We start from the raw sequence: 20,898 nt of genomic DNA, 5'->3' as shown, positions 1-20,898 counted from the left end.
TAATTTCCTTTTTTAGCTTTGTTTTAGTTGGTTATACAAAAATGCCCACTGAACCTTAAAGTTTTGAGTCGGTTTTTGTTTAAATTGTGAGCGTACAAATTGGTTCATACGTCCCTCTACGTAAGCAAGTAATAAGTTAGCAATAATGGCTTCATCGATTGCTAATTTATCACCATCTAACATTGGTTTTTCACGTAAAATCTGTTTTATTTGCAATTCAAGCTTAGAAAAAATATGTTCAACACGTACCTGCAAGCGCTCATTTTCACCAAGTAGGGCATCTCCCGTTAATATTCGCGTGATACCCGGATTTTGCTCAGCAAAACCAAGTAGAAAATGTAACAAATGCTCTATTCTGGTAAACGTCTGTTTTTCTTGCTCTTTAATCAAGTTAATTTGCGTGAAAATAGTATTTTCAACAAATTCAATTAACCCTTCAAACATGCGTGCTTTACTGGGAAAGTGACGATACAACGCTGCCTCAGAAACCCCTACTTGCGCTGCTAATTTAGCGGTGGTAATGCGCTGTCCGGGTCTGCCTTCCAACATTGCTGCTAACGCACGTAAAATATCATCTTTACGATTAATTTTCTTTTTTGTTGTTGTTTTTTTTACTGATGTTGTCGCCATTGCTATTTACTTCCTTTGCATCATTCTTTTTATTTCTGTGAATATTGCTGAGCAATAATCTCTAATAACTGTTTCGCAACTACTTTTTTAGTAGCAAGAGTTATATCAAACCTTTCTGTTTCAGAAAATACCGTTAACGCATTTTTTTCACTATTAAAACCTTGCCCCGATTTTGCAACATCATTTGCAGCAATTAGCTGACATTTTTTGCGTTTTAGCTTATCTAGTGCATAGCGTTCAATATTTTGTGTTTCAGCAGCAAAACCCACACAAAAAGGCGCATTTTCAACACTCGCCACGTCTGCAATAATATCGGGGTTTTTTATAAGCTTAATAGTGAGATCATCAATGCCCTGCTGTTTTTTTATTTTATGGGTTGCCACTTGTTCAGGACGGTAATCAGCAACCGCTGCGCAGGCAATAAAAATATCACAGCAGTCCAATTGAGCGAGGCTTGCTTGGTGCATATCAAGCGCACTTAAAATATCGACTCTCTCTACATTTTTTGGTGTAGTTAGTTTAACAGGCCCACTGATCAGAGTAACGTGAGCCCCCATTTTCTGAGCTATCTCCGCTAACGAAAAACCCATTTTCCCAGAGCTATGATTACTAATATAGCGCACAGGATCTAACGCTTCTTGCGTTGGCCCTGCGGTAATGGTGATATTAACCCCTGCTAAAATCTGCTTATCTACAGTGAAGAAATTAACAACTCGTTCAACTAAATCTGCTGGCTCTAACAAACGCCCAGGACCAATATCACCACACGCTTGCACGCCTTCTCCAGGCCCCCAAATAGAGAAACCACGCGAGGCTAACACCGTGATGTTTTCTTGTGTTGCAGGTGCGATATACATCTCCATATTCATGGCTGGCGCAATAGCAATCGGTGCTGGTGAAGCTAAACAAAGGGTTGTTAACAACTCATCTGCAAAACCCGCTCTTAAGCGTGCCATTAAGTTCGCTGTCGCAGGCGCTAACAGTATAAGATCCGCCCACTTAGCCAGTTCAATATGCCCCATGCCTGCTTCGGCACTTGGGTCAAGAAGATCATCAGCAACCGCATGACCCGACACCGCTTGCATAGTCAGTGGAGTAATAAACGCTTTGGCAGCTTTAGTCATCACAATACGAACATCAGCCCCCTGATCTTTTAAGCGACGTGTTAATTCAGCACATTTGTAAGCTGCAATACCACCCGAGATGCCTAATAAAATATTTTTTCCACGCAAAGACATATTATTTTCCCGTAAAGGACTTAAAGAGGTCGCTAGGATAACATAAACATTTTTAGCAATATGTGATTTTATCGACTAGATTTACCTATACTCGTTACCAATCAAAATGCTTTATTCAGTCGCTAACTCGGACACCAAAGCAAGGCGCAACATGATGGTCTTACGAGAGATTAATAAAAAAACATTAATCCTCTATCGGTAGAATGAAATAAAAGACTTTCATTCTTTAATGGCGAGTCCTTAGTAAATGTTGCAACGCTGTATTGCCATGGTTGCACAAGAGGCGAGCTAGCAAATCGTGAGGCAAACATTTTCGCTGTCTTTCGAGAGATTAACAAAAAGACGTTAATCCTCTATCGACTTTGATTAAATACAAGCATTTAACAATTCGTTAGAAAGCGTTGATTGAACCAGTTAGACCTTCAACTTTCTGCCTAGAATCTGTTCACCTCACGGCTTGCTGAATTTTGCATTTTGAATGATAACGGGTATTCATGACAACTTTAAAAGATTGGCCAGAACAAGAGCGACCACGAGAAAAGTTACTATCAAAAGGCAGTAACGCCCTTTCAGATGCAGAGCTATTAGCTATATTTTTACGCACGGGCTGCCAAGGCATGGATGTGGTAACACTGTCGCGTTTACTACTGAGTGAATTTGGCTCGTTACACCGATTATTTGCAGCTTCTGAAAGTGAATTTTGTACTAAAAAAGGGCTCGGACAGGCTAAATATGTACAATTACAGGCTGTTTTAGAGATGTCACGTCGTTATCTGCAAGAACCTCTGCAAAAAGGATTTGCTCTCACCAGCGCACAGCAGACTAAAGATTTTTTAATCGCTAAAATGCACGCCTACCCTTACGAAGTTTTTGCTGCCTTGCTATTAGACACACAACATCAAATCATCTGTTTTCATGAATTCTTTTTTGGCTCAATTGACAGTGCAACCATCCATCCAAGAGTTATTGCCCAGAAAGTATTACATGAAAATGCAGCCGCTATTATATTGGTCCATAACCATCCAAGTGGCGATCCTACCGCCAGTATTTGTGACAAAAAAATCACTGAAAAAATCGTCAAAACGATGCAATTAATTGATGTACGCGTTTTAGATCATTTCATCATTGGACACCATAAATGTACCTCTTTTGCCGAAAAAGGCTGGATTTAAGGGTTAAATTCATAGAATTGTTGATCTTTCATACTCAATCATGTATAAAATGCGCCCTCGACGCCTTTGGCGACGGCTAAAAAAGGTGTTCGACTATTTTGCTCGAGTAAAACTATTATTTTGGAGAAATCGACATGTCTAGAGTATGTCAAGTTACAGGTAAGCGTCCGACTACTGGTAACAATGTATCACACGCAAAGAACCGCACACGACGTCGTTTCTTACCTAACCTACAAACACACCGTTTTTGGGTTGAGAGTGAGAACCGTTTTGTTAAATTACGCCTAACGACTAAAGGTATGCGTATCATCGACAAAAAAGGTATTGATACAGTTCTTGCTGATATCCGTGCTAATGGCATTAAAGTTTAAGGAGTTGTAAAATGCGCGAAAAAATCCGTTTAAATTCAAGTGCTGGTACTGGTCATTTTTATACTACTGATAAAAATAAAAAGACGATGCCTGGAAAATTTGAGATCAAGAAATTTGATCCTGTTGTACGTAAGCACGTTATGTACAAAGAAGGCAAAATCAAGTAATTTTGATTTTATCTGATAAAAACCCAGTTTATACTGGGTTTTTTTATGTCTAAAGGAAATGAATATGATACGTTTATCAGCAAGAGGTTGGAATAACGTCCTTATCTTTAGTGTATTAATCGTTGTTTTCCTGTTTAACTTTAGTCATAAACTACTGCTCCAACCCAAAGTCCACCAGCGCACACTCATTAGTAGTGAAGTGATGATTGTGGAAATTAAAACCCCTGATTTTTCTATTAAACGATCTGGCCGTCATTGGATAAGTGAACCCGGTATTGGTTTATCAGCACATCAACTCTCGCTATTGGTACAAAACTGGCAAACCCTGCCTTTACAAACTCAAGGCGCGATCCTTGAACCTAAAGACCCCTTTATCATGCAAGTTTATACCGCTAACGAGGCGCAACCGATTATCGTTAAGTTAATTCAACAGGGTGAAGACTACCTATTACAAACTGATGAAAAAATGGCGCTATTTTTAAGTAGCGCTCAACTCCCCCTCTTTTTAGGTCGCTAATACCATTCCGTTTAATATAATGACCAGGTTTTACGTAGGACAAATTACTAAGGTCAAGGCGCATGATTGAGTAATAAGCAAAACGGTCATTTGTTTTGTACTGCGTACTGTTTGACGAAGTCAAATAGAGCAGCTGGCTATTGCGATTGAATGCCACGCAGGTATTAGTCATTTAAAGCAGTAAAAACGATCTGTTACTTAGGCGAATTGGTATAATACTAAACTGCACGTTGTCGGCTTAAATCTCGCGCTAAAATAAGCGACAGCCCAATCATCTGTAAAAAAAGTGACCAGCTACGCAAACGAGCAACCTCACTTTGCAGAAGCATCTCTAACTCAACCAATTCTAAGTTTAAAAAGAATTTGTTATCTATCTCATTACGGATATTAGCTTGGTAGCTATCTATTTTTTTATCAACCAACTGAATATCTGCAAGTGGGATATTCTCTTGCAAATGCAACGCCAACAAACGACTAAACTGCAATGCAATCACTTCATCTAGTTCACCTTGATTTTTTAACAGATAGAGCGTTTCTCGCTTACGTTCAATTCCCTCTACCTGCACCCACAACAAACTTATCTCTTTATCATTGTTTTTCATTTGCATCGATAAACTATTCAGTTGATTGGTTTTTCCCTCAATTATAAAGTGAGTAATTAAGGCCGCGGATATATTAAACAGCAGACCAACCAAAACAACTAACCAAGTGGGAATTCTTAGCATCGCTTTTCCCTTTAAAAAAAGTACACTGATATACTCATCATATTAGACTAATGGAGAAAAAACATGCCAGAACTGCCCGAAGTAGAAACCAGTCGCCGTGGCATTATTCCACATATTGTTGGCTCAACGATCACCGATGTTATTATTCGACAACCACAACTACGCTGGAAGATTCCAAGTGATTTACTGGATCACCTACAACATAAAGAATTACTCTCTGTCGATCGTCGTGCAAAATATTTACTGCTTAATTTTGAGTCGGGTACACTGCTGATCCATCTAGGCATGTCCGGCAGTTTACGAATTTGTCCACTAGGCAGTGCACCTGAAAAACATGATCATGCCGATCTTATTTTTCAGCAATGCTTATTACGCTATACCGACCCACGGCGCTTTGGTTCTATTTTATGGTTAGGCCTCTCTCCACAAGATTCAAAACTACTCAGCCATTTAGGCCCAGAGCCATTAAGTGAAGCGTTCACGGGAGAGCATTTATTTGAATTAGCAGGCAAACGAAAACTGTCAGTTAAACAATTTATCATGGATCAAAAGGTGGTCACTGGAGTAGGTAACATCTACGCAACAGAGGCGCTATTTATCGCAGGTATTAACCCCACTCGCGCAGCGGGTAATATTTCACTAACGCGTTATCAACGATTAACCGATGCCATCAAAGAGATTTTAGCCGAAGCGATAAAACAGGGGGGTACAACACTCAAAGACTTTGTGGGGAGTGATGGTAAACCTGGCTATTTCCAACAGACACTGCACATCTATGGAAAAACAGGGCACAACTGCCCAAAATGCCAAACAGCCTTAAAATCGCTTAAATTAGCTTCTCGCAATAGTGTCTATTGTCCGAAGTGCCAAACATAATTAAGTCGGGTCAGATCAAACTTAACAGTAGGTGATTTAAGTTTGATCTGACCCGACTTTTTATCAACGCGTCATTTTCTTCACAAAGACCACCACAAACAGTGCGATGGTAAAGCTACCTGTAAACGCCTCTAAAGCGGCAACCACCCGCGACAAACCAACAGGTATAAAATCCCCATAACCTAGTGTGGTAAATGTCACCACGCTATAATAGAGGCATTCAAAAAAGAAGATTACATTGCGTTCTAAAGTTTGATCGAAAGAAAAAACTTGAAACTCTCCCGCAAACCGCAAGCCAAAAATGTAATAGAAAAAAGAACTGAAAACAATTAATGCCCATGAAAACAGAATTACCCGCAATGGGTCTTCTCCATAACCACAAAATAGATCCACCACTTTTGAAGAGAGTCGATTAACCGAACAACGTTTCTCTTGAAAGCGACGCATGGTTAACTCTTTACGTAGATAAGGCCCAGATAACGTAAACAAACCTTGATGCTCACTGGTTTTTCGTAAGTTACGGTAGATCTCTTCTGCTTGTTCATAAAAATCTTTTGCCTGTGCGCTATTCCCTTGCTCCTCCAACACTTTCGCGCTACTTTCTTGGATCAACTTGTTACCAATTTTAATGTGCTCTATTTTGGTATCGGTTAATTTAACACCTAGCAAGTTGCACTCTTCTAAATGCGCACAATGTATATTGGCATTAGAAAGATCTGCTTTCATTAAACTGGCGCGAATAAAAATAACGTTAAAAAGATGAGCGCCACGTAAATTAGCGCGATAAAGATCAGCGCCTGTAAGGTCAAACCCTAGCTTTGAATCTCTTCTTACCAAGTTTAAATTTTCTAAGTTTGCATTTTTTAAAAAGATACCATGCAACATGCCACCATCGCGCGCATGCTTTTCAAGATTTTTTGCTGTTTCGGGGCTGGATTTAGTGATTTCAGGATCATGCCAATAACAATACTGCGAAGAATGCGAATGTGTATGACAACGTTCACCAAGGTGATTGATATAACTACAATGTTCATTTTTTGGCATAACGGCTCCTCTCTCTATTTGTTAATTATAGAAAGAGAAAATAGTTCTGCTTGTAGGCTTAGTTATTTTTATTCTGTTTTGTGATTAACGCATTTTTAACACAGAGAGGCGCTAACTGGCTGATATCGCCACCGTGTTTAAATACCTCTTTAACAACAGTCGAAGAGATAAACCCGGTTGCCCCATTAGCCGCTAACAATATAGTTTCTAGTTGTGGATTCAGTGCTTTATTTACCTGTGAAAGCTGTATTTCATAATCTGCATCACTTGCACCTCGAATGCCACGTAGTAACGCTTGCGCTTGTTGCTCGGCAGCAAACGTCACTAACAAACCAGAAAAAGAGATGATCTCAATCCCCTCTATCTGCTCAGTAGACTGTTTCAATAATTGGCAACGTTCTTGCAAAGTAAACAGTGTTTTCTTAGTGTCATTTTTTGCAACGGCCACTACGACTCGCTCTGCGAGGTATGAAGCACGTTTTAGTAGATCAAGATGGCCATTGGTGACAGGATCAAATGAACCAGGAAAAATAACAGTTTTCACTTACGTTACCTCTAATTAACCACTGCATCATTAATCGTTTGTAGCCCACCACGTGCAGACTCTGCATTCCAATAGAAGCTATACCAAGGTTCGGGGTTTTCTTCTGAGCGAAGTACCGCTTTAGGAAACTCAATAGAGATGTGATTATCTTCAAATGAGTAGACTGACGCACCAATTTCAACGTCACTTGCTAACCAAGCAACGATAAGTAAAATCAGCGGGTAAACAAAAAATAGTTTAAACATGTTACTTCCTTTTGCACTCACCTGAACAATTAGCTTTATTTTTGATAAGTGTTTGTTTATTAAGTGATGATAATATTACCAGTTATTAATTGTAAAACTTGAACAATTATCGCAAAAATAACGTTCCCTTTTTAATTCAAAATAAAAAGACTTTTGAAAACAAGCAATTGTTTTAAGCACTAAAAATTAACCTCTTTTATCCCTATAAAAGCCTTTTTTTCTTGCAAAACTGATCTACCTTTAGTGCATCAATTCGATGTAATAGGAGAAAGTAAATGATGACTTATAATAAAATTATCGTTAGCGAAGCGATACAAAGTACATTTTTAACTTTAGCATTATTCACTCTATTTGATCTTATCATTCAAGGTTATAGCAACTATCACAACTGGATTATTGCTTTTTATGTGACGCTATTTAGCCTTTATTATATTATTGCTAAACGTTACCTTTAAGTCACTGTAAGGTAGCGTTAATTAAACGCTACTTGCTCTTCTGACTGCTTAAAAATAGCGGCTGATAAAAACGCTAAAAATTCATTTCCACTACGATCATCAATCCACTTACCATCAATGTAATCATAATGATGGCCATTTTCCTGTGTTGCCAGCCAAACTTGATGTAAGGGTTGCTGACGATTAATAATAAGCTTACTACGGTTTTCAAATTCTAGGGTTAACAAACCACCATTTTGATCATAATCCACATCTGCACCTGATTCCTCAATACAATCTTCAATGGTTTGATACAACTCATCCGCTAATTGTTGAAATTGACTGTCATTCACGATCGATCCCCTTTGCTTTTGAACAATGAAGTGCGATTATAGAGCGCTCAAATAATTTAACTAGGATAAGCGATGAAAAAGCTCAATTTATTAGTAGTACCCGTGCTTTTTTCAAGCTTATTAATTGGCTGTGGCATGAAAGGGCCTCTTTATCGTGTGCCTCAAGAACCACAACCAATAGAAAAACAAAAAACAGCACCAGAAAAAGAAGCAAGTATTGAACAAAAAACAGAAAAAGCGTCCTAATTAACGCGCACTCTCTTTTACCAACAAGCAAATAAAAAGGATTTAAAATTGGATCACTTTAATTATCAGAATGATGGTCGTCTTTTTGTTGAAGGACTGCCTGTCGAAGACGTTATAGCAAAGTCAGGAACACCTGCTTATATCTATTCTCGTGCCACCATTGAGCGCCATTGGAAAGGCTTTGATCAAGCGGCGGGCGATCACCCTCATCTTATCTGTTATGCCGTAAAAGCCAACTCTAACTTAGGCGTTTTAAACCTGATGGCACGTTTAGGTTCAGGTTTTGATATCGTTTCTGTTGGTGAGCTATTACGTGTTATTCAAGCAGGGGGCGATCCTAAAAAAGTAGTTTTTTCAGGCGTTGGGAAAACGGAAGTTGAAATTTCAACTGCACTACAAGCTGGCATCTATTGCTTCAATGTAGAATCTATTTCAGAGCTTTACCGCATTAATGGCGTAGCACAAGGGTTAAATTTAAAAGCCTCAGTGTCGATTCGTATTAATCCTAATATTGATGCAGGTACACACCCTTATATTTCGACTGGATTAAAAGAGAATAAGTTTGGTATTGATATCGAACAGGCATTAACCGTTTACCATTTAGCCAACGACCTTGAGTTTCTTGAAGTGAAAGGGGTCGATTGTCATATTGGATCTCAAATAACTGAAGTTGCTCCCTTTATTGAAGCATTGGATAAATTGTTACTGTTAATCGATCAACTTGAAGAGAAAGGTATTACCATTAGCCATCTTGATCTCGGTGGTGGTTTAGGTGTGCCTTATAAAAATGAAACACCACCAGAGCCTAAAGAGTATATGGATGCGATTATCGCAAAAATGGGCGACCGTAAACTAAAACTGCTATTTGAACCGGGTCGTGCGATCATGGCAAATGCAGGTATTTTAGTCACTAAAGTTGAATTCTTGAAAATCAACGACCATAAAAGTTTTGCCATTGTTGATGCCGCCATGAATGATTTGATTCGCCCCGCTTTATATAGCGCATGGCAGAATATCATTCCACTTAATAAAAGCCTTATTGAGTCAGAAACCCGCCCTCTACGTAACTACGATATTGTTGGGCCTATCTGCGAAACAGGTGATTTCTTAGGGAAAGATCGTCAATTAACCCTTGCCGAAGGTGATTACTTGGCAATACGCAGTGCGGGTGCTTATGGTGCAACGATGGGCTCTAACTATAACTCTCGTTGTCGCCCCGCTGAAGTGATGGTTGATGGTGAAAAAGCATTTATCGTTCGAGAACGTGAAGAGCACCGCACATTGTGGGCTGGTGAGCATGTTTTACCATAACAACTTAGGCCGTTGCCATTTAAGCTTATTTCAGCGTCGGAAAATGCTCACAAATTAGTCTGGAAATAATTTGAACATCTGTAAGATGGCCCGTAGGGCGTAGTACAGGATGTACGAAGTATTTAAACGATTAAACTGTGCTTTTCTTTCTCGAACTAAACATAAATGGCTTAGCCCAAAGCGGTTATGAAATATTTACAAAAATAAGTAATGTTACATTTTATCTTAAAAAACAGATGGAAATATAATATAGATGCACATTCAATTTTCAAAAATGCACGGCTTAGGCAATGACTTTATGGTCATTGATAATGTGACACAGAATGTTTTTCTCTCTAAAGACGCGATCCGCCGTTTAGCGGATCGTAACTTTGGTATCGGCTTCGACCAACTGTTAATGGTTGAAGCACCTTACGATCCTGAGCTTGATTTCCATTATCGTATTTTTAATGCAGATGGGTGTGAAGTCGAACAGTGTGGCAATGGTGCGCGTTGTTTTGCTCGTTTTGTGAAGTTAAAAGGGTTAACCCAAAAACGTGTGATTAACGTCAGCACTGCAAAAGGGAGAATCCAACTTAAAATAGAGCAAGATGGCAACATCACCGTGGATATGGGCAAGCCTATTTTAGAGCCTGCAAAAATTCCTTTTGAAGCACAAAAAGAGGAAAAAACCTACATTCTTCGTGTCGAAGATCATACGGTATTATGTGGCGTGGTTTCTCTGGGTAATCCACATTGTATCGTATTAGTGGATGACATTGAAACGGCTCCTGTGGAAACACTAGGACCTCTGCTAGAAAATCATGAACGCTTTCCTAATAAAGTAAATGTGGGTTTCTTAGAAATTGTCCGCCGTGATTTTGCTAAATTACGTGTTTGGGAACGTGGCGTAGGTGAAACATTAGCCTGTGGAACAGGCGCTTGTGCGGCCGCTGTAATAGGTCAACTACAAGGAAAGCTAGATACCCATTGCACCATTGAGTTACCCGGTGGACAGCTCAAGTTCTTTTGGCAATCAGGTCAAAGTGTACGTATGACCGGTGCTGCTGAGTTTGTTTATGATGGACAGATTCAAATTTAATAACAACAGATCGGGTTAACCCGATCTGTCTTCATGTAATACTAAGCGATGAAATCACTACAAAAACCAATCGACCAATACCTTAACCATATCGCAAGCCAACGCGGTTTAAGCCCTGTCACCATTAAAAACTATCAACGTAACCTCGCAGAGTTTGTTTTATTCTTGACTGAAAAACAGATAACAAACTGGACAGATTTAGACAGTGAGCATGTACGTTTGATGGTTAAAAAGCTGAATAGCAAAGGAATAAAAGCCCGCTCCATCGCCACCAAGCTTTCCGCTTTACGCTCTTTTTTAACACATCTTGTGGAGTGTGAAATACTCACTTTTAATCCAGCGAAGGGGGTTGCAGCGCCTAAGCTTGATAAACCACTGCCTAAAAACATCTCTGTGGATGAAGTATTTCAACTACTTAATATAAATGACGATAATCCCTTAAGTTTACGTGATCAAGCGATGATGGAACTCATGTACTCTTCTGGATTAAGACTCAGTGAGTTAGTGGGCATTAACTTAGTGGATTTAAAACTACGCGAAAAAGAGGTAATGGTACTCGGAAAAGGCAGTAAACAACGCTTATTACCGATCACAAAAAAGGCCGTTGAAACCATTAAAGCATGGTTAAAAGTACGTCCTGACTTTTGTGAAGCGGGAGAAACAGCTCTGTTTACCTCAAAACTGAAAAGACGTATCTCCGCACGCAGTGTACAAGCACGTATGGAAAAATGGGGATTACAGCAGAACCTACCTAGCCACCTTAACCCACATAAGCTACGCCACTCTTTTGCCACCCATATGTTAGAGTCCAGTGGCAATTTACGCGCAGTACAAACGTTATTAGGTCATGCCGATTTATCCACCACACAAGTGTACACACATCTTGATTTTCAGCATCTTGCCGAGGTGTATGACAAAGCACACCCACGCGCTAAACGGAAAAAAACATGAAATTTTATCGCCCCTTAAAATCGTTTAAAGTGATTAGCTTTGATCTTGATGATACCTTATATGACAACCACCCGATCATCAAAAAAGCAGAAGCCAATTTTTTAATTCACCTCAATCAGACCTACCCAGAACTGAGTGAATTAGATGTTCGCCAGTGGGCTTTATATAAAAACCACCTTGCGCATGAATTTCCTAAATTAAAAGAAGATGTCTCTTTATGGCGACTTGAAATACTAAAACGTATTATGGTTATTTATGGCATTAGTGAATATAAAGCGATTGAATATGCGCAAGTGGCCTTTCAAGAATTTTTACGCTTACGCAGTGATTTTAAAGTACCTGAAGAAAGTTTACTTTTATTAGAAACGCTTCGTAAGCAGTATCCTATTATTGCGATCACCAATGGTAATGTCGATGAAAGACAGATCGGTCTGCATGATAAATTTGAGTTTATTCTTAAAGCAGGTGAAGGTTTCAAAGCCAAACCCGCAGCCGATCTTTTTATCGAAGCAGCAAGACGTTTAAAGATTGAAGTGAGTGATATTTTACACATTGGCGATCACCTGATCAGCGATGTGTACGGTGCACAGAACAGTGGTGCGCAAGCTGTTTGGTTAAATGAACATCAACAATCATTAACGGGCGCAACACTATTACCCACCGTTGAAATTAGCCAGCTTAAACAGCTCTATTTTTTAATAGAGCCTTTTAACGCCGCCAAAAAGTGATAAATAAAACGATCAACTTGTTGATAAGTACATCTTCACGTATTATTAATTCACTGAATAAATAAACAGGTATCTCTCTATGGATGTTTCCTACTTAACTGATGGTTTAAACGATTTTCAACGGGCTGCCGTTTCTGCACCAGAACAAAATATGCTGGTACTCGCAGGTGCAGGAAGTGGTAAAACCCGTGTTTTAACCCATCGTATCGCATGGTTAATGCAGGAAAAAAACATTCCAACCTATGGTATTTTAGCGGTAACCTTTACCAATAAAGCAGCCAAAGAGATGCGTGGCCGTATCGCGGATATCTGCCCTTTTCAGATTGGTGGCATGTGGATTGGTACTTTTCATGGTATCGCCCATCGTTTATTGCGGTTGCATTATCAACAAGCCAACCTGCCCGAGCAGTTTCAGATCATCGACAGTGATGATCAGCTAAAAATGGTTAAACGTATTATCAAAACGCTTAACCTTGATGATAAATTTTACCCCGCCAAAGAGCTACAGTGGTATATCAACGATAAAAAAGATGAAGGATTACGTGCTAAACATATTGATGCCGGTTATAGCTTACAAGAGAAACAACGCTTACAAGTTTATCAAGCCTATGAAGAAGCATGCCAATTAGCAGGATTAGTGGATTTTGCAGAATTGTTATTGCGCGCACATGAGTTATTGCTCAATAACGAGGCACTATTAAAACATTACCAAGATCGCTTTAAACACGTTTTAGTGGACGAATTTCAAGATACCAATAAATTACAATACGCGTGGTTAAACTTGCTCACAGACAGTAATAATTTTTTAACCATTGTCGGTGATGATGACCAATCTATCTATGGTTGGCGTGGTGCTGATGTTGAAAATATCCAACGTTTCTTAAAAGAGAAAAATAACCCCGTCACCGTGCGTTTAGAACAAAACTATCGCTCCACAGGGCATATCCTTAACGCTTCTAACCAATTGATTCAAAACAATAGTAATCGCTTAGGTAAAGTATTATGGACCAGCGGTGAAGATGGCGAGCCTATCGCAATTTACAGCGCATTCAATGATTATGATGAAACACGTTATGTCACCTCACAAATTAAAGCATGGGAGCGTGAAGGTAACAAACTTTGTGATTGTGCCATTTTATATCGTAGCAATGCTCAATCTCGCCTCTTTGAAACAGAGTTTATGAACAATCAAATACCGTTTCATATTTATGGTGGACAGCGCTTCTTTGACCGTTTGGAAATAAAAGATAGCATGGCTTATCTGCGTTTAATGAATAACCACCAAGATGATGCCGCGTTTGAACGTATTGTTAATAAACCAAAACGTAAAATTGGCAATACCACCCTCGATAAAATTAGATTTTGTGCCCGTGAGCAGGGTTATACGATGTGGCAAGCTGCCGTTTATTTACTTGAAAATAAACAACTCAGCGCAGGTGCACGAAGTTCTCTAAATGGCTTTATAGAGCTAGTAAGTCGTTTTAAAAGTGAAACATCAGAATTACCACTGTTTCAAATGGTGGATCACATCATTAGCCATTCTGGTTTAAAAGCAATGTTTCAAGCAGAGAAAGGTGAAAAATCCCGTACACGCATTGAAAATTTACAAGAACTGGTTTCAGCGGCTCAGCAATTTAAAGTGCCTGAAGAAGAACAGGAGATGGATGAACTCACCGCTTTTCTTGCTTATGCTGCGTTAGAGTCCGGTGATAACCAAGCCGATGAATTTGAAGATGCGGTGCAACTGATGACCATGCATTCAGCAAAAGGGTTAGAGTTCTCACAGGTCTTTATGGTCGGGGTTGAAGAAGGCATGTTTCCGGGACAACGCTCCACCGAAGATGAAACACGTTTAGCTGAGGAACGTCGCCTTTGTTATGTTGGCATGACCCGTGCCATGAAAAAGCTCACCATCTGCCATGCTGAAAGTCGTCGTTTATACGGGCAAGAGAAATTTCATTCGCCCTCTCGCTTTATTGCCGAACTACCTGAAAAAGATATTCATTTTGTGCGTAAAAAAACACAAGTAAAACGAATGCAACCTGCGCCATTACCAAGCACTTTTAAAAGCGAAAGCCAAGATGTATTAGGTTTCCAATTAGGCCAGCAAGTTAAACATGTTAAATTTGGTGAAGGAACCATTATTGCGCAAGAAGGAAGTGGTGAAAATAGCCGTTTACAGGTACATTTCTCAGACGTTGGCAGTAAATGGTTGATGACCGCTTATGCACGTTTAGAGGTCATACCCGTTACCAATCAGGATACTTTATTCAGTCACTAGCTCGGATACCAAGGCAAGGCGCAACATGAAGGTCTTACGAGAGATTAATAAAAAGACATTAATCCTCTATCGGTAAAATGAAATAAAATACTTTCATTCTTTAATGGCTAGTCCTTATCAAGTGTTGCAACGCTGAATTGCCATGCTTACACAAGAGGCGAGCTAGCGACCCACAGGGCAAGCGGTGAGGCAAACATATTCGTTGTTAGTAAGTTTCGCTTGAACCAGTTAGAGCTTCAACTTACCGCCTAGAATCAGTTCACCTCTCCACTTGCTGAACTTTGTATCTTGAATGGTAACGGGTATATATAACCAGTAACTAATTGATATTATTAGAGTCTTAATTCGACTTACGAAAAAAGCAAGTGACAATTCAACGTTTACTCTATTTATGTTGGTTTTTTATACGTAAACAAATATAAAGTAACTACGCTTTAAGGGGTATAAATCATATTTCCCAAGGAGTCGAGTATGCGTTTCAAGCCAATAAAAGAGTTTTTAGCTTATATTGAAGAGTGTCATATTGCACTCGCCGATCTCTATCTGCGTTTAAGCTTGGAAGCGAGCGATGAAAAGGTAAAATTACTGCTCGATTTTATGCGTAACAAAGAACAGTTATCCTATTATCATCTACATGAATATGCCCAACAAGCCCCCGCGAGCTTACTAGAAACATGGTTAGACAATATTTTTGATCAGAGCTTTCCTATGAAATGCCAACAGATGAAACTGCAACCTGATTTAGCCATTGATGATGTCGTTGCGCTCGCCATGAAACTTGATATGCAGTTAATTGAGCTGATGCAAACGGCAGCTTACAATTCCCCGACCATTGAAGCGGAACTGGCACTCGAAAACCTCAGTAACCAAGAGGAGGAAACACTACATCAAGTGGTGATTGCCAGTCACGAGTTTGAGTTTATGTAACCTCTCATATTCCACGTAGGTCGAATCCATTAATATAATAGATTCGATCTACACTGCCCCTTAGTTTTCCCAATCGATAAACGGTAGAATTCCTCTTCTATTTTTAGCCTGTATTGATTTTATATAATTATTACAGCATAGGTTACGTTAATAAATAAGCGAGACCTGCACGCTCCCCTAGTTTTCCCAGTCGATAAATTGTAGAATTCCCCCTCTCTTTTTAGTCTGTATCAATTGGTGAATTATCTATGAAAGCGTTTATCCAGCAACAACTTGAACAAGCAATTATTGCCCTTCAAAAACAACAAGTTCTCCCAAAAGATATTCAGCCACGTATTGTCATTGATCGTACTAAAGACAAATCTCATGGTGATTTTGCTAACAACCTTGCTTTGATGTTAGCAAAACCCGCAAGGCAGAATCCTCGGGCCTTAGCGGAGTTGATCGTTAAAAACTTGCCTGCATCAGAACTTATTATTAAAACTGAGATTGCAGGGCCCGGTTTTATTAATTTTTTCATTAATCCAAACTTCCTTGAAAAACAGATCGATAGCGCTTATGCCGATAGACGTTTAAATGTTGAATTAGTCAGCGAACCACAGAACATTGTTATCGACTACTCATCACCAAATCTTGCTAAAGAGATGCATGTTGGTCACTTGCGTTCAACCGTCATTGGTGATGCTGTAACACGTACCTTAGAATTTCAAGGTCAAAATGTAATTCGTCAAAACCACGTAGGTGATTGGGGAACACAATTTGGTATGTTACTCGCTTACATGGAAGAGTTACGTGCACAAAACATCGAAATTTCAAAAAATCTAGCAGACTTAGAAGTATTTTATCGCGCAGCAAAAGCACGTTTTGATGAATCAGAAGAGTTTGCAAACCGTGCGCGTTTCCTGGTTGTTGAACTACAAAGTGGTAATGAAGAGTGCCTAACACTGTGGAAAGAGTTTAAAGAGATCAGTATTTCACACTGCCAAGAAACCTATCAGCGTTTAGGTGTTAGCTTAAGCCTAGAAGATATTCGCGGTGAAAGTGCTTACAATAAAGACTTATCCGTCGTTGTCAGTGACCTTGATAAAAAGGGATTACTGCAAGAGAGCCAAGGCGCTAAATGTGTATTTTTAGATAATTTTAAAAATAAAGAGGGTGAGCCTCTTCCTGTTATCATCAAGAAAAAAGATGGTGGTTTCCTTTATGCAACGTCTGATTTAGCGGCCATTCGTTACCGTCAATCAGTATTAAATGCAGACAGAGCACTTTACTTCGTCGATGCACGCCAAGGTCTACATTTCCAGCAAGTATTTGAAGTTGCTCGTTTAGCTGAGTTTGTGAAACCAGAAACCACACTTGAACATATGCCTTTTGGCACCGTGATGGGGGATGATGGTAAACCCTTTAAAACACGTGCAGGTTCAACACCCAAACTTGCTGATCTACTCACCGAAGCTGAAGAACGTGCATACGAGTTAGTTAAAGAGAAAAATCAAGAGATGGCGGAAGATGAACTTCGTCATATCGCCTCTGTTGTTGGGATCGCTTCTGTTAAATATGCAGACCTTTCTAAAAATCGTACCAGCGATTACACCTTTAGCTTTGATAGCATGCTCAGTTTTGAAGGTAATACCGCACCTTATCTCTTATATGCTTACACGCGTGTTGCCAGTATCTTCAACAAAGCAAAAATTGAGATGGATAGCATCACAGCTGATGTTTCCTTTACTGAGGAAAAAGAGAAAGATCTCGCTAACAAATTAATGCAATTTAATGAGATTATTAGCCAAGTGGGTAAACAGGGCATGCCACACTTCCTATGTGCCTACCTGTTCGAATTAGCGGGTTTATTCTCAAGTTTCTACGAAGCCTGCCCAATTTTAACTGCAGAAACTGAAGCACAAAAACAGAGCCGTTTAAAATTAGCCGCGTTAACCGCTAAAACGTTAAAACAGGGATTATCATTGTTAGGTATTAATACCTTAGAGCGCATGTAATATGGCGCCTTCCAGTAGACGTAAAAAAAATGTTGGTATTAGAAAAGAGAGGCGCTCAGCACCCAAACGCCCTCAAAAAAAGACCAAGCAAGGTTTTCCTTTTTTAGCGTTTACTATTGCGCTATCACTGGTTGCATTTATCGGCTATTTTATATTTGCTGTTGATAAACCAGAGGCGGTTCAAAAAGTAAAAAAACAGACGATTAAAAAAGAGGAAGCCTTACCTGAAAAGCCTCAGCCAAAATGGCAGTATGAAAAATCACTACCAAGCAAAAAGGTTGAGGTCGATATTCCTGAAGAGAAAAAGAATACACGCCCTTATCAGATGCAGTGCGGGTCATTCAGAAAACAGAAGGATGCTGAAACATTAAAAGCACGTATCGCTTTTCAAGGCTTAAACAGCACGGTTAAAAAAACAGGCTCATGGTATCGTGTCATTCTTGGTCCATACGATAGAAAACGTGTTGCAGAAAAAGAACGTCATAAACTACAACGCGCAAAAATTAATGGCTGCCAAATTTGGTATTGGCGTTAATACAACTGCAAATAAAAGGGTAAATGAAAATTTACCCTTTTCTATTTTTTACTCCCTTGAAATATCCTCCCTTTCCCCCTATATCTATTAAATAGATATCAATAAACAGGTAATTAAAATGACAACTATTGTTTCAGTTCGCCGTGGCAACCAAGTGGTTGTAGGTGGTGACGGTCAAGTTTCTCTCGGCAACACCGTCATGAAAGGTAATGCACGTAAGGTGCATCGTTTATATAATAATCAAGTTATTGCGGGCTTCGCTGGCGGTACGGCAGATGCATTCACGTTACTGGAACGTTTTGAAGCTAAATTACAAGCTCATCAAGGTAACTTAGAGCGCGCAGCGGTAGAACTCGCGAAAGATTGGCGCACCGATAAAATATTACGCAAGCTTGAAGCATTATTAGCCGTTGCAGATGCCAAACATTCATACATTATTACTGGTAACGGTGATGTGGTTCGCCCAGAAAACGATATTATCGCCATTGGTTCTGGTGGCAACTTTGCCCAATCGGCAGCAATCGCATTGCTTGAAAATACTGATTTAGATGCGAAAACTATTGTTGAAAAAGCATTAACCATTGCAGGTAATATCTGTGTATTCACCAATACTAACCAGACTATCGAAGTGATTAATTTCGATAGTAATGAAAATAGTAGCGATAAATAGGAAAATAATATTATGTCAGACATGACTCCCAAGCAGATAACCGCTGAATTAGATCATCACATTATTGGACAAAGCAAAGCAAAACGCGCAGTCGCGATTGCTTTACGTAATCGCTGGCGTCGTATGCAGCTTGATGAAGAGATTCGTCAAGAAGTGACACCCAAAAATATTTTGATGATCGGCCCTACTGGTGTTGGTAAAACAGAGATTGCTCGTCGTCTTGCTAAACTTGCCAATGCTCCTTTTATTAAAGTAGAAGCAACAAAATTTACTGAAGTAGGTTACGTCGGTAAAGAAGTAGAAAGCATTGTACGTGATCTGGTTGATGTAGCAATTAAGATCACTCGTGAGCAAGAGATGAAAAAGGTAACCAAAAAAGCGGAAGATATCGCCGAAGATAAAATTTTAGATATTCTAATTCCCCCCGCTAAAACATCTGGTGAATGGGATACCAGTGGCGATACCGTCACTGAAGGTGCTGCTCGCCAATCATTCCGTAAGAAACTGCGCGAAGGTAAGCTTGACGACAAAGAGATTGAAGTAGATGTTCCTGCACCACAAATTGGTGTTGAAATTATGGCTCCTCCGGGTATGGAAGAGATGACCAATCAATTACAGGGTATGTTCCAAAATCTATCTGGTAAAGGTGAAGTTAAAAAACGCAAAATGAAAATAAAAGATGCGTTAAAAGCGATTGTTGAAACAGAAGCCGCCAGTCTTATTAACCAAGAAGATCTTAAAGAGCGTGCTATTTTTGCAGCAGAAAACAACGGTATTATCTTTATTGATGAGATCGATAAAATATGTAAACGCGGTGATAGCAGTGGCCCTGACGTTTCACGTGAAGGGGTACAGCGTGACTTATTACCTCTAATTGAAGGTTCAACAGTGAGCACTAAACATGGCATGGTGAAAACAGATCATATGTTATTTATCGCATCGGGTGCATTCCAAGTCGCAAAACCTTCTGATCTGATCCCAGAACTACAAGGGCGTTTGCCAATCCGTGTCGAGCTAGAAGCACTTAAAGAGGAAGACTTAGCCCGTATTCTTACCGAGCCTAAAGCATCGCTCAGTGAGCAATACCAAGCACTTTTAGCCACCGAAGGTGTCACCATTAATTTCACTCAAGATGGTATTAACAAAATAGCTAAATCTGCTTGGCATGTTAATGAAACCACTGAAAACATTGGTGCACGTCGTTTGCATACTTTAATGGAACGCATTATGGATGAACTTTCTTATGAAGCTTCAGACCGCAGTGGTGAGAGTATTACCATTGATGAAAGTTATGTCGCAAATGCATTAGATGATTTAGTAGAAAATGAAGATTTAAGTCGTTATATTCTATAGATCACTATAAAATATTATTTAATCCACTAATAACATTTGTTGTTAGTGGTTTTTTTTGCTTCCAATATATGAATATCAGACTTCTCATCTTAGGAATCTGCTGACGTAGTCAATAGATTTTTTTCATTATTTTAATTAAAGAGGGGAATCTAGCGATGGATGAACATTGCTCGTAAACCTTGCCTATCGGAAAACTCACCCGACTATCACTATACGCATTGCCCACTCATTACTATGATATATCTCAGAAATGATTATCAATCATTTCTTTCTGTCCAAATATCCACTTTAATCTTTCCATGCTCGAACAGTCATCGCTTAACGCCTAAACGAAAAAATCCCTGCTGACATAGTCAACAGGGATTTTCCGTTTATTAGGCGCTTGGCGATGACCTACTCTCACATGGGGAGACCCCACACTACCATCGGCGCAACTGCGTTTCACTGCTGAGTTCGGAAAGGGATCAGGTGGTACCACAGCGCTATGTTCGCCAAGCAAAAA

General features: G+C 39.5%; 24 protein-coding genes and 1 rRNA gene. 17 read left to right on the top strand and 8 right to left on the bottom strand.

The window, feature by feature from the left end; genetic code table 11:
* Positions 1-12: 12 nt before the first annotated feature.
* On the bottom strand, positions 13-630 hold the full coding sequence (gene slmA / locus G322_RS0104135) for a nucleoid occlusion factor SlmA (RefSeq protein WP_022940548.1): 618 nt from the start codon (positions 628-630) through the stop codon (positions 13-15).
* Between the two features lie 29 nt (positions 631-659).
* A complete protein-coding gene (gene coaBC, locus G322_RS0104130) occupies positions 660-1,868 on the bottom strand; it encodes a bifunctional phosphopantothenoylcysteine decarboxylase/phosphopantothenate--cysteine ligase CoaBC (protein ID WP_022940547.1) in 1,209 nt (402 codons plus the stop codon).
* A gap of 494 nt (positions 1,869-2,362) precedes the next feature.
* Here coaBC and radC point away from each other — a divergent pair, with 494 nt between their 5' ends.
* The 4 genes from radC (at position 2,363) to G322_RS0104110 (ending at position 4,095) form a co-directional block, all read left to right on the top strand.
* Complete coding sequence (gene radC, locus G322_RS0104125; RefSeq protein ID WP_022940546.1) at positions 2,363-3,040, top strand: RadC family protein; 678 nt, start codon at positions 2,363-2,365, stop codon at positions 3,038-3,040.
* 134 nt (positions 3,041-3,174) lie between these two features.
* Positions 3,175-3,411: a 50S ribosomal protein L28 gene (gene rpmB, locus G322_RS0104120; RefSeq protein ID WP_022940545.1), complete on the top strand. Its 237-nt coding sequence runs from the start codon at positions 3,175-3,177 to the stop codon at positions 3,409-3,411.
* Positions 3,412-3,422: 11 nt separating this feature from the next.
* Positions 3,423-3,578 (top strand): 50S ribosomal protein L33, encoded by a 156-nt coding sequence (gene rpmG / locus G322_RS0104115; protein ID WP_022940544.1) that lies wholly within the window; start codon positions 3,423-3,425, stop codon positions 3,576-3,578.
* A 64-nt stretch (positions 3,579-3,642) separates the two neighbouring features.
* Positions 3,643-4,095, top strand: coding sequence for a hypothetical protein (locus tag G322_RS0104110; RefSeq protein ID WP_022940543.1), 453 nt, complete (start codon positions 3,643-3,645; stop codon positions 4,093-4,095).
* 218 nt (positions 4,096-4,313) lie between these two features.
* On the opposite strand, the gene G322_RS0104105 is transcribed toward G322_RS0104110, so the two are convergent.
* Complete coding sequence (locus G322_RS0104105; protein ID WP_022940542.1) at positions 4,314-4,820, bottom strand: hypothetical protein; 507 nt, start codon at positions 4,818-4,820, stop codon at positions 4,314-4,316.
* Positions 4,821-4,883: 63 nt separating this feature from the next.
* On the opposite strand from G322_RS0104105, the gene mutM reads away from it, so the two are divergent.
* Positions 4,884-5,696: a bifunctional DNA-formamidopyrimidine glycosylase/DNA-(apurinic or apyrimidinic site) lyase gene (gene mutM, locus G322_RS0104100; protein WP_022940541.1), complete on the top strand. Its 813-nt coding sequence runs from the start codon at positions 4,884-4,886 to the stop codon at positions 5,694-5,696.
* A 63-nt stretch (positions 5,697-5,759) separates the two neighbouring features.
* Here mutM and G322_RS0104095 read toward each other — a convergent pair whose 3' ends face one another.
* The 3 genes from G322_RS0104095 to G322_RS0104085 are packed head-to-tail and all read right to left on the bottom strand — an operon-like array spanning position 5,760 to position 7,529.
* Positions 5,760-6,740 carry a pentapeptide repeat-containing protein gene (locus G322_RS0104095; protein ID WP_022940540.1) on the bottom strand — a complete coding sequence of 327 codons (981 nt, stop codon included), beginning with the start codon at positions 6,738-6,740 and terminating at the stop codon, positions 5,760-5,762.
* A 58-nt stretch (positions 6,741-6,798) separates the two neighbouring features.
* Positions 6,799-7,284: a pantetheine-phosphate adenylyltransferase gene (gene coaD / locus G322_RS0104090; protein ID WP_022940539.1), complete on the bottom strand. Its 486-nt coding sequence runs from the start codon at positions 7,282-7,284 to the stop codon at positions 6,799-6,801.
* An 11-nt stretch (positions 7,285-7,295) separates the two neighbouring features.
* Positions 7,296-7,529 carry a hypothetical protein gene (locus G322_RS0104085; protein ID WP_022940538.1) on the bottom strand — a complete coding sequence of 78 codons (234 nt, stop codon included), beginning with the start codon at positions 7,527-7,529 and terminating at the stop codon, positions 7,296-7,298.
* A gap of 275 nt (positions 7,530-7,804) precedes the next feature.
* Between G322_RS0104085 and G322_RS0104080 the strand changes: the two genes are divergently transcribed.
* Positions 7,805-7,984 carry a hypothetical protein gene (locus G322_RS0104080; protein WP_022940537.1) on the top strand — a complete coding sequence of 60 codons (180 nt, stop codon included), beginning with the start codon at positions 7,805-7,807 and terminating at the stop codon, positions 7,982-7,984.
* Between the two features lie 17 nt (positions 7,985-8,001).
* Here the strand turns inward: G322_RS0104080 and cyaY are convergent, their stop codons facing one another.
* On the bottom strand, positions 8,002-8,316 hold the full coding sequence (gene cyaY / locus G322_RS0104075) for an iron donor protein CyaY (RefSeq protein ID WP_022940536.1): 315 nt from the start codon (positions 8,314-8,316) through the stop codon (positions 8,002-8,004).
* 72 nt (positions 8,317-8,388) lie between these two features.
* Here cyaY and lptM point away from each other — a divergent pair, with 72 nt between their 5' ends.
* The 11 genes from lptM to hslU all read left to right on the top strand — a co-directional run bounded on the left by lptM (position 8,389) and on the right by hslU (position 20,396).
* Positions 8,389-8,562, top strand: a complete 174-nt coding sequence (gene lptM, locus G322_RS23670; RefSeq protein ID WP_022940535.1) for an LPS translocon maturation chaperone LptM — start codon at positions 8,389-8,391, stop codon at positions 8,560-8,562.
* 48 nt (positions 8,563-8,610) lie between these two features.
* Positions 8,611-9,873, top strand: coding sequence for a diaminopimelate decarboxylase (gene lysA, locus G322_RS0104065; RefSeq protein ID WP_022940534.1), 1,263 nt, complete (start codon positions 8,611-8,613; stop codon positions 9,871-9,873).
* A gap of 253 nt (positions 9,874-10,126) precedes the next feature.
* Positions 10,127-10,954: a diaminopimelate epimerase gene (gene dapF, locus G322_RS0104060; protein ID WP_022940533.1), complete on the top strand. Its 828-nt coding sequence runs from the start codon at positions 10,127-10,129 to the stop codon at positions 10,952-10,954.
* A 48-nt stretch (positions 10,955-11,002) separates the two neighbouring features.
* Positions 11,003-11,905, top strand: a complete 903-nt coding sequence (xerC, locus tag G322_RS0104055; protein ID WP_022940532.1) for a tyrosine recombinase XerC — start codon at positions 11,003-11,005, stop codon at positions 11,903-11,905.
* Positions 11,902-12,633 (top strand): HAD-IA family hydrolase, encoded by a 732-nt coding sequence (locus G322_RS0104050; protein ID WP_022940531.1) that lies wholly within the window; start codon positions 11,902-11,904, stop codon positions 12,631-12,633. Before xerC ends, G322_RS0104050 begins: the two co-directional genes overlap by 4 nt.
* A 79-nt stretch (positions 12,634-12,712) precedes the next feature.
* Entirely contained in the window at positions 12,713-14,914 is a 2,202-nt protein-coding gene (gene uvrD, locus G322_RS19890) for a DNA helicase II (protein WP_022940530.1), read from the top strand.
* Positions 14,915-15,385: 471 nt separating this feature from the next.
* Positions 15,386-15,841, top strand: a complete 456-nt coding sequence (locus G322_RS0104040; RefSeq protein WP_022940529.1) for a hypothetical protein — start codon at positions 15,386-15,388, stop codon at positions 15,839-15,841.
* Between the two features lie 248 nt (positions 15,842-16,089).
* On the top strand, positions 16,090-17,838 hold the full coding sequence (gene argS / locus G322_RS0104035) for an arginine--tRNA ligase (RefSeq protein ID WP_022940528.1): 1,749 nt from the start codon (positions 16,090-16,092) through the stop codon (positions 17,836-17,838).
* A gap of 1 nt (position 17,839) precedes the next feature.
* Positions 17,840-18,373, top strand: a complete 534-nt coding sequence (locus G322_RS0104030) for an SPOR domain-containing protein (RefSeq protein WP_022940527.1) — start codon at positions 17,840-17,842, stop codon at positions 18,371-18,373.
* A 112-nt stretch (positions 18,374-18,485) separates the two neighbouring features.
* Positions 18,486-19,043 (top strand): ATP-dependent protease subunit HslV, encoded by a 558-nt coding sequence (gene hslV / locus G322_RS19885; protein WP_281166497.1) that lies wholly within the window; start codon positions 18,486-18,488, stop codon positions 19,041-19,043.
* 12 nt (positions 19,044-19,055) lie between these two features.
* Positions 19,056-20,396: an ATP-dependent protease ATPase subunit HslU gene (gene hslU / locus G322_RS0104020; protein WP_022940525.1), complete on the top strand. Its 1,341-nt coding sequence runs from the start codon at positions 19,056-19,058 to the stop codon at positions 20,394-20,396.
* Positions 20,397-20,776: 380 nt separating this feature from the next.
* Here the strand turns inward: hslU and rrf are convergent.
* Positions 20,777-20,892, bottom strand: a 5S ribosomal RNA gene (gene rrf, locus G322_RS0104015).
* Positions 20,893-20,898 lie beyond the last annotated feature (6 nt).

Source organism: Psychromonas hadalis ATCC BAA-638 (genome assembly GCF_000420245.1).
GTDB lineage: Bacteria > Pseudomonadota > Gammaproteobacteria > Enterobacterales > Psychromonadaceae > Psychromonas > Psychromonas hadalis.
The sequence above is the reverse complement of the archived record's forward strand: the minus strand, read 5'-3'. Positions and strand labels throughout refer to the sequence as shown.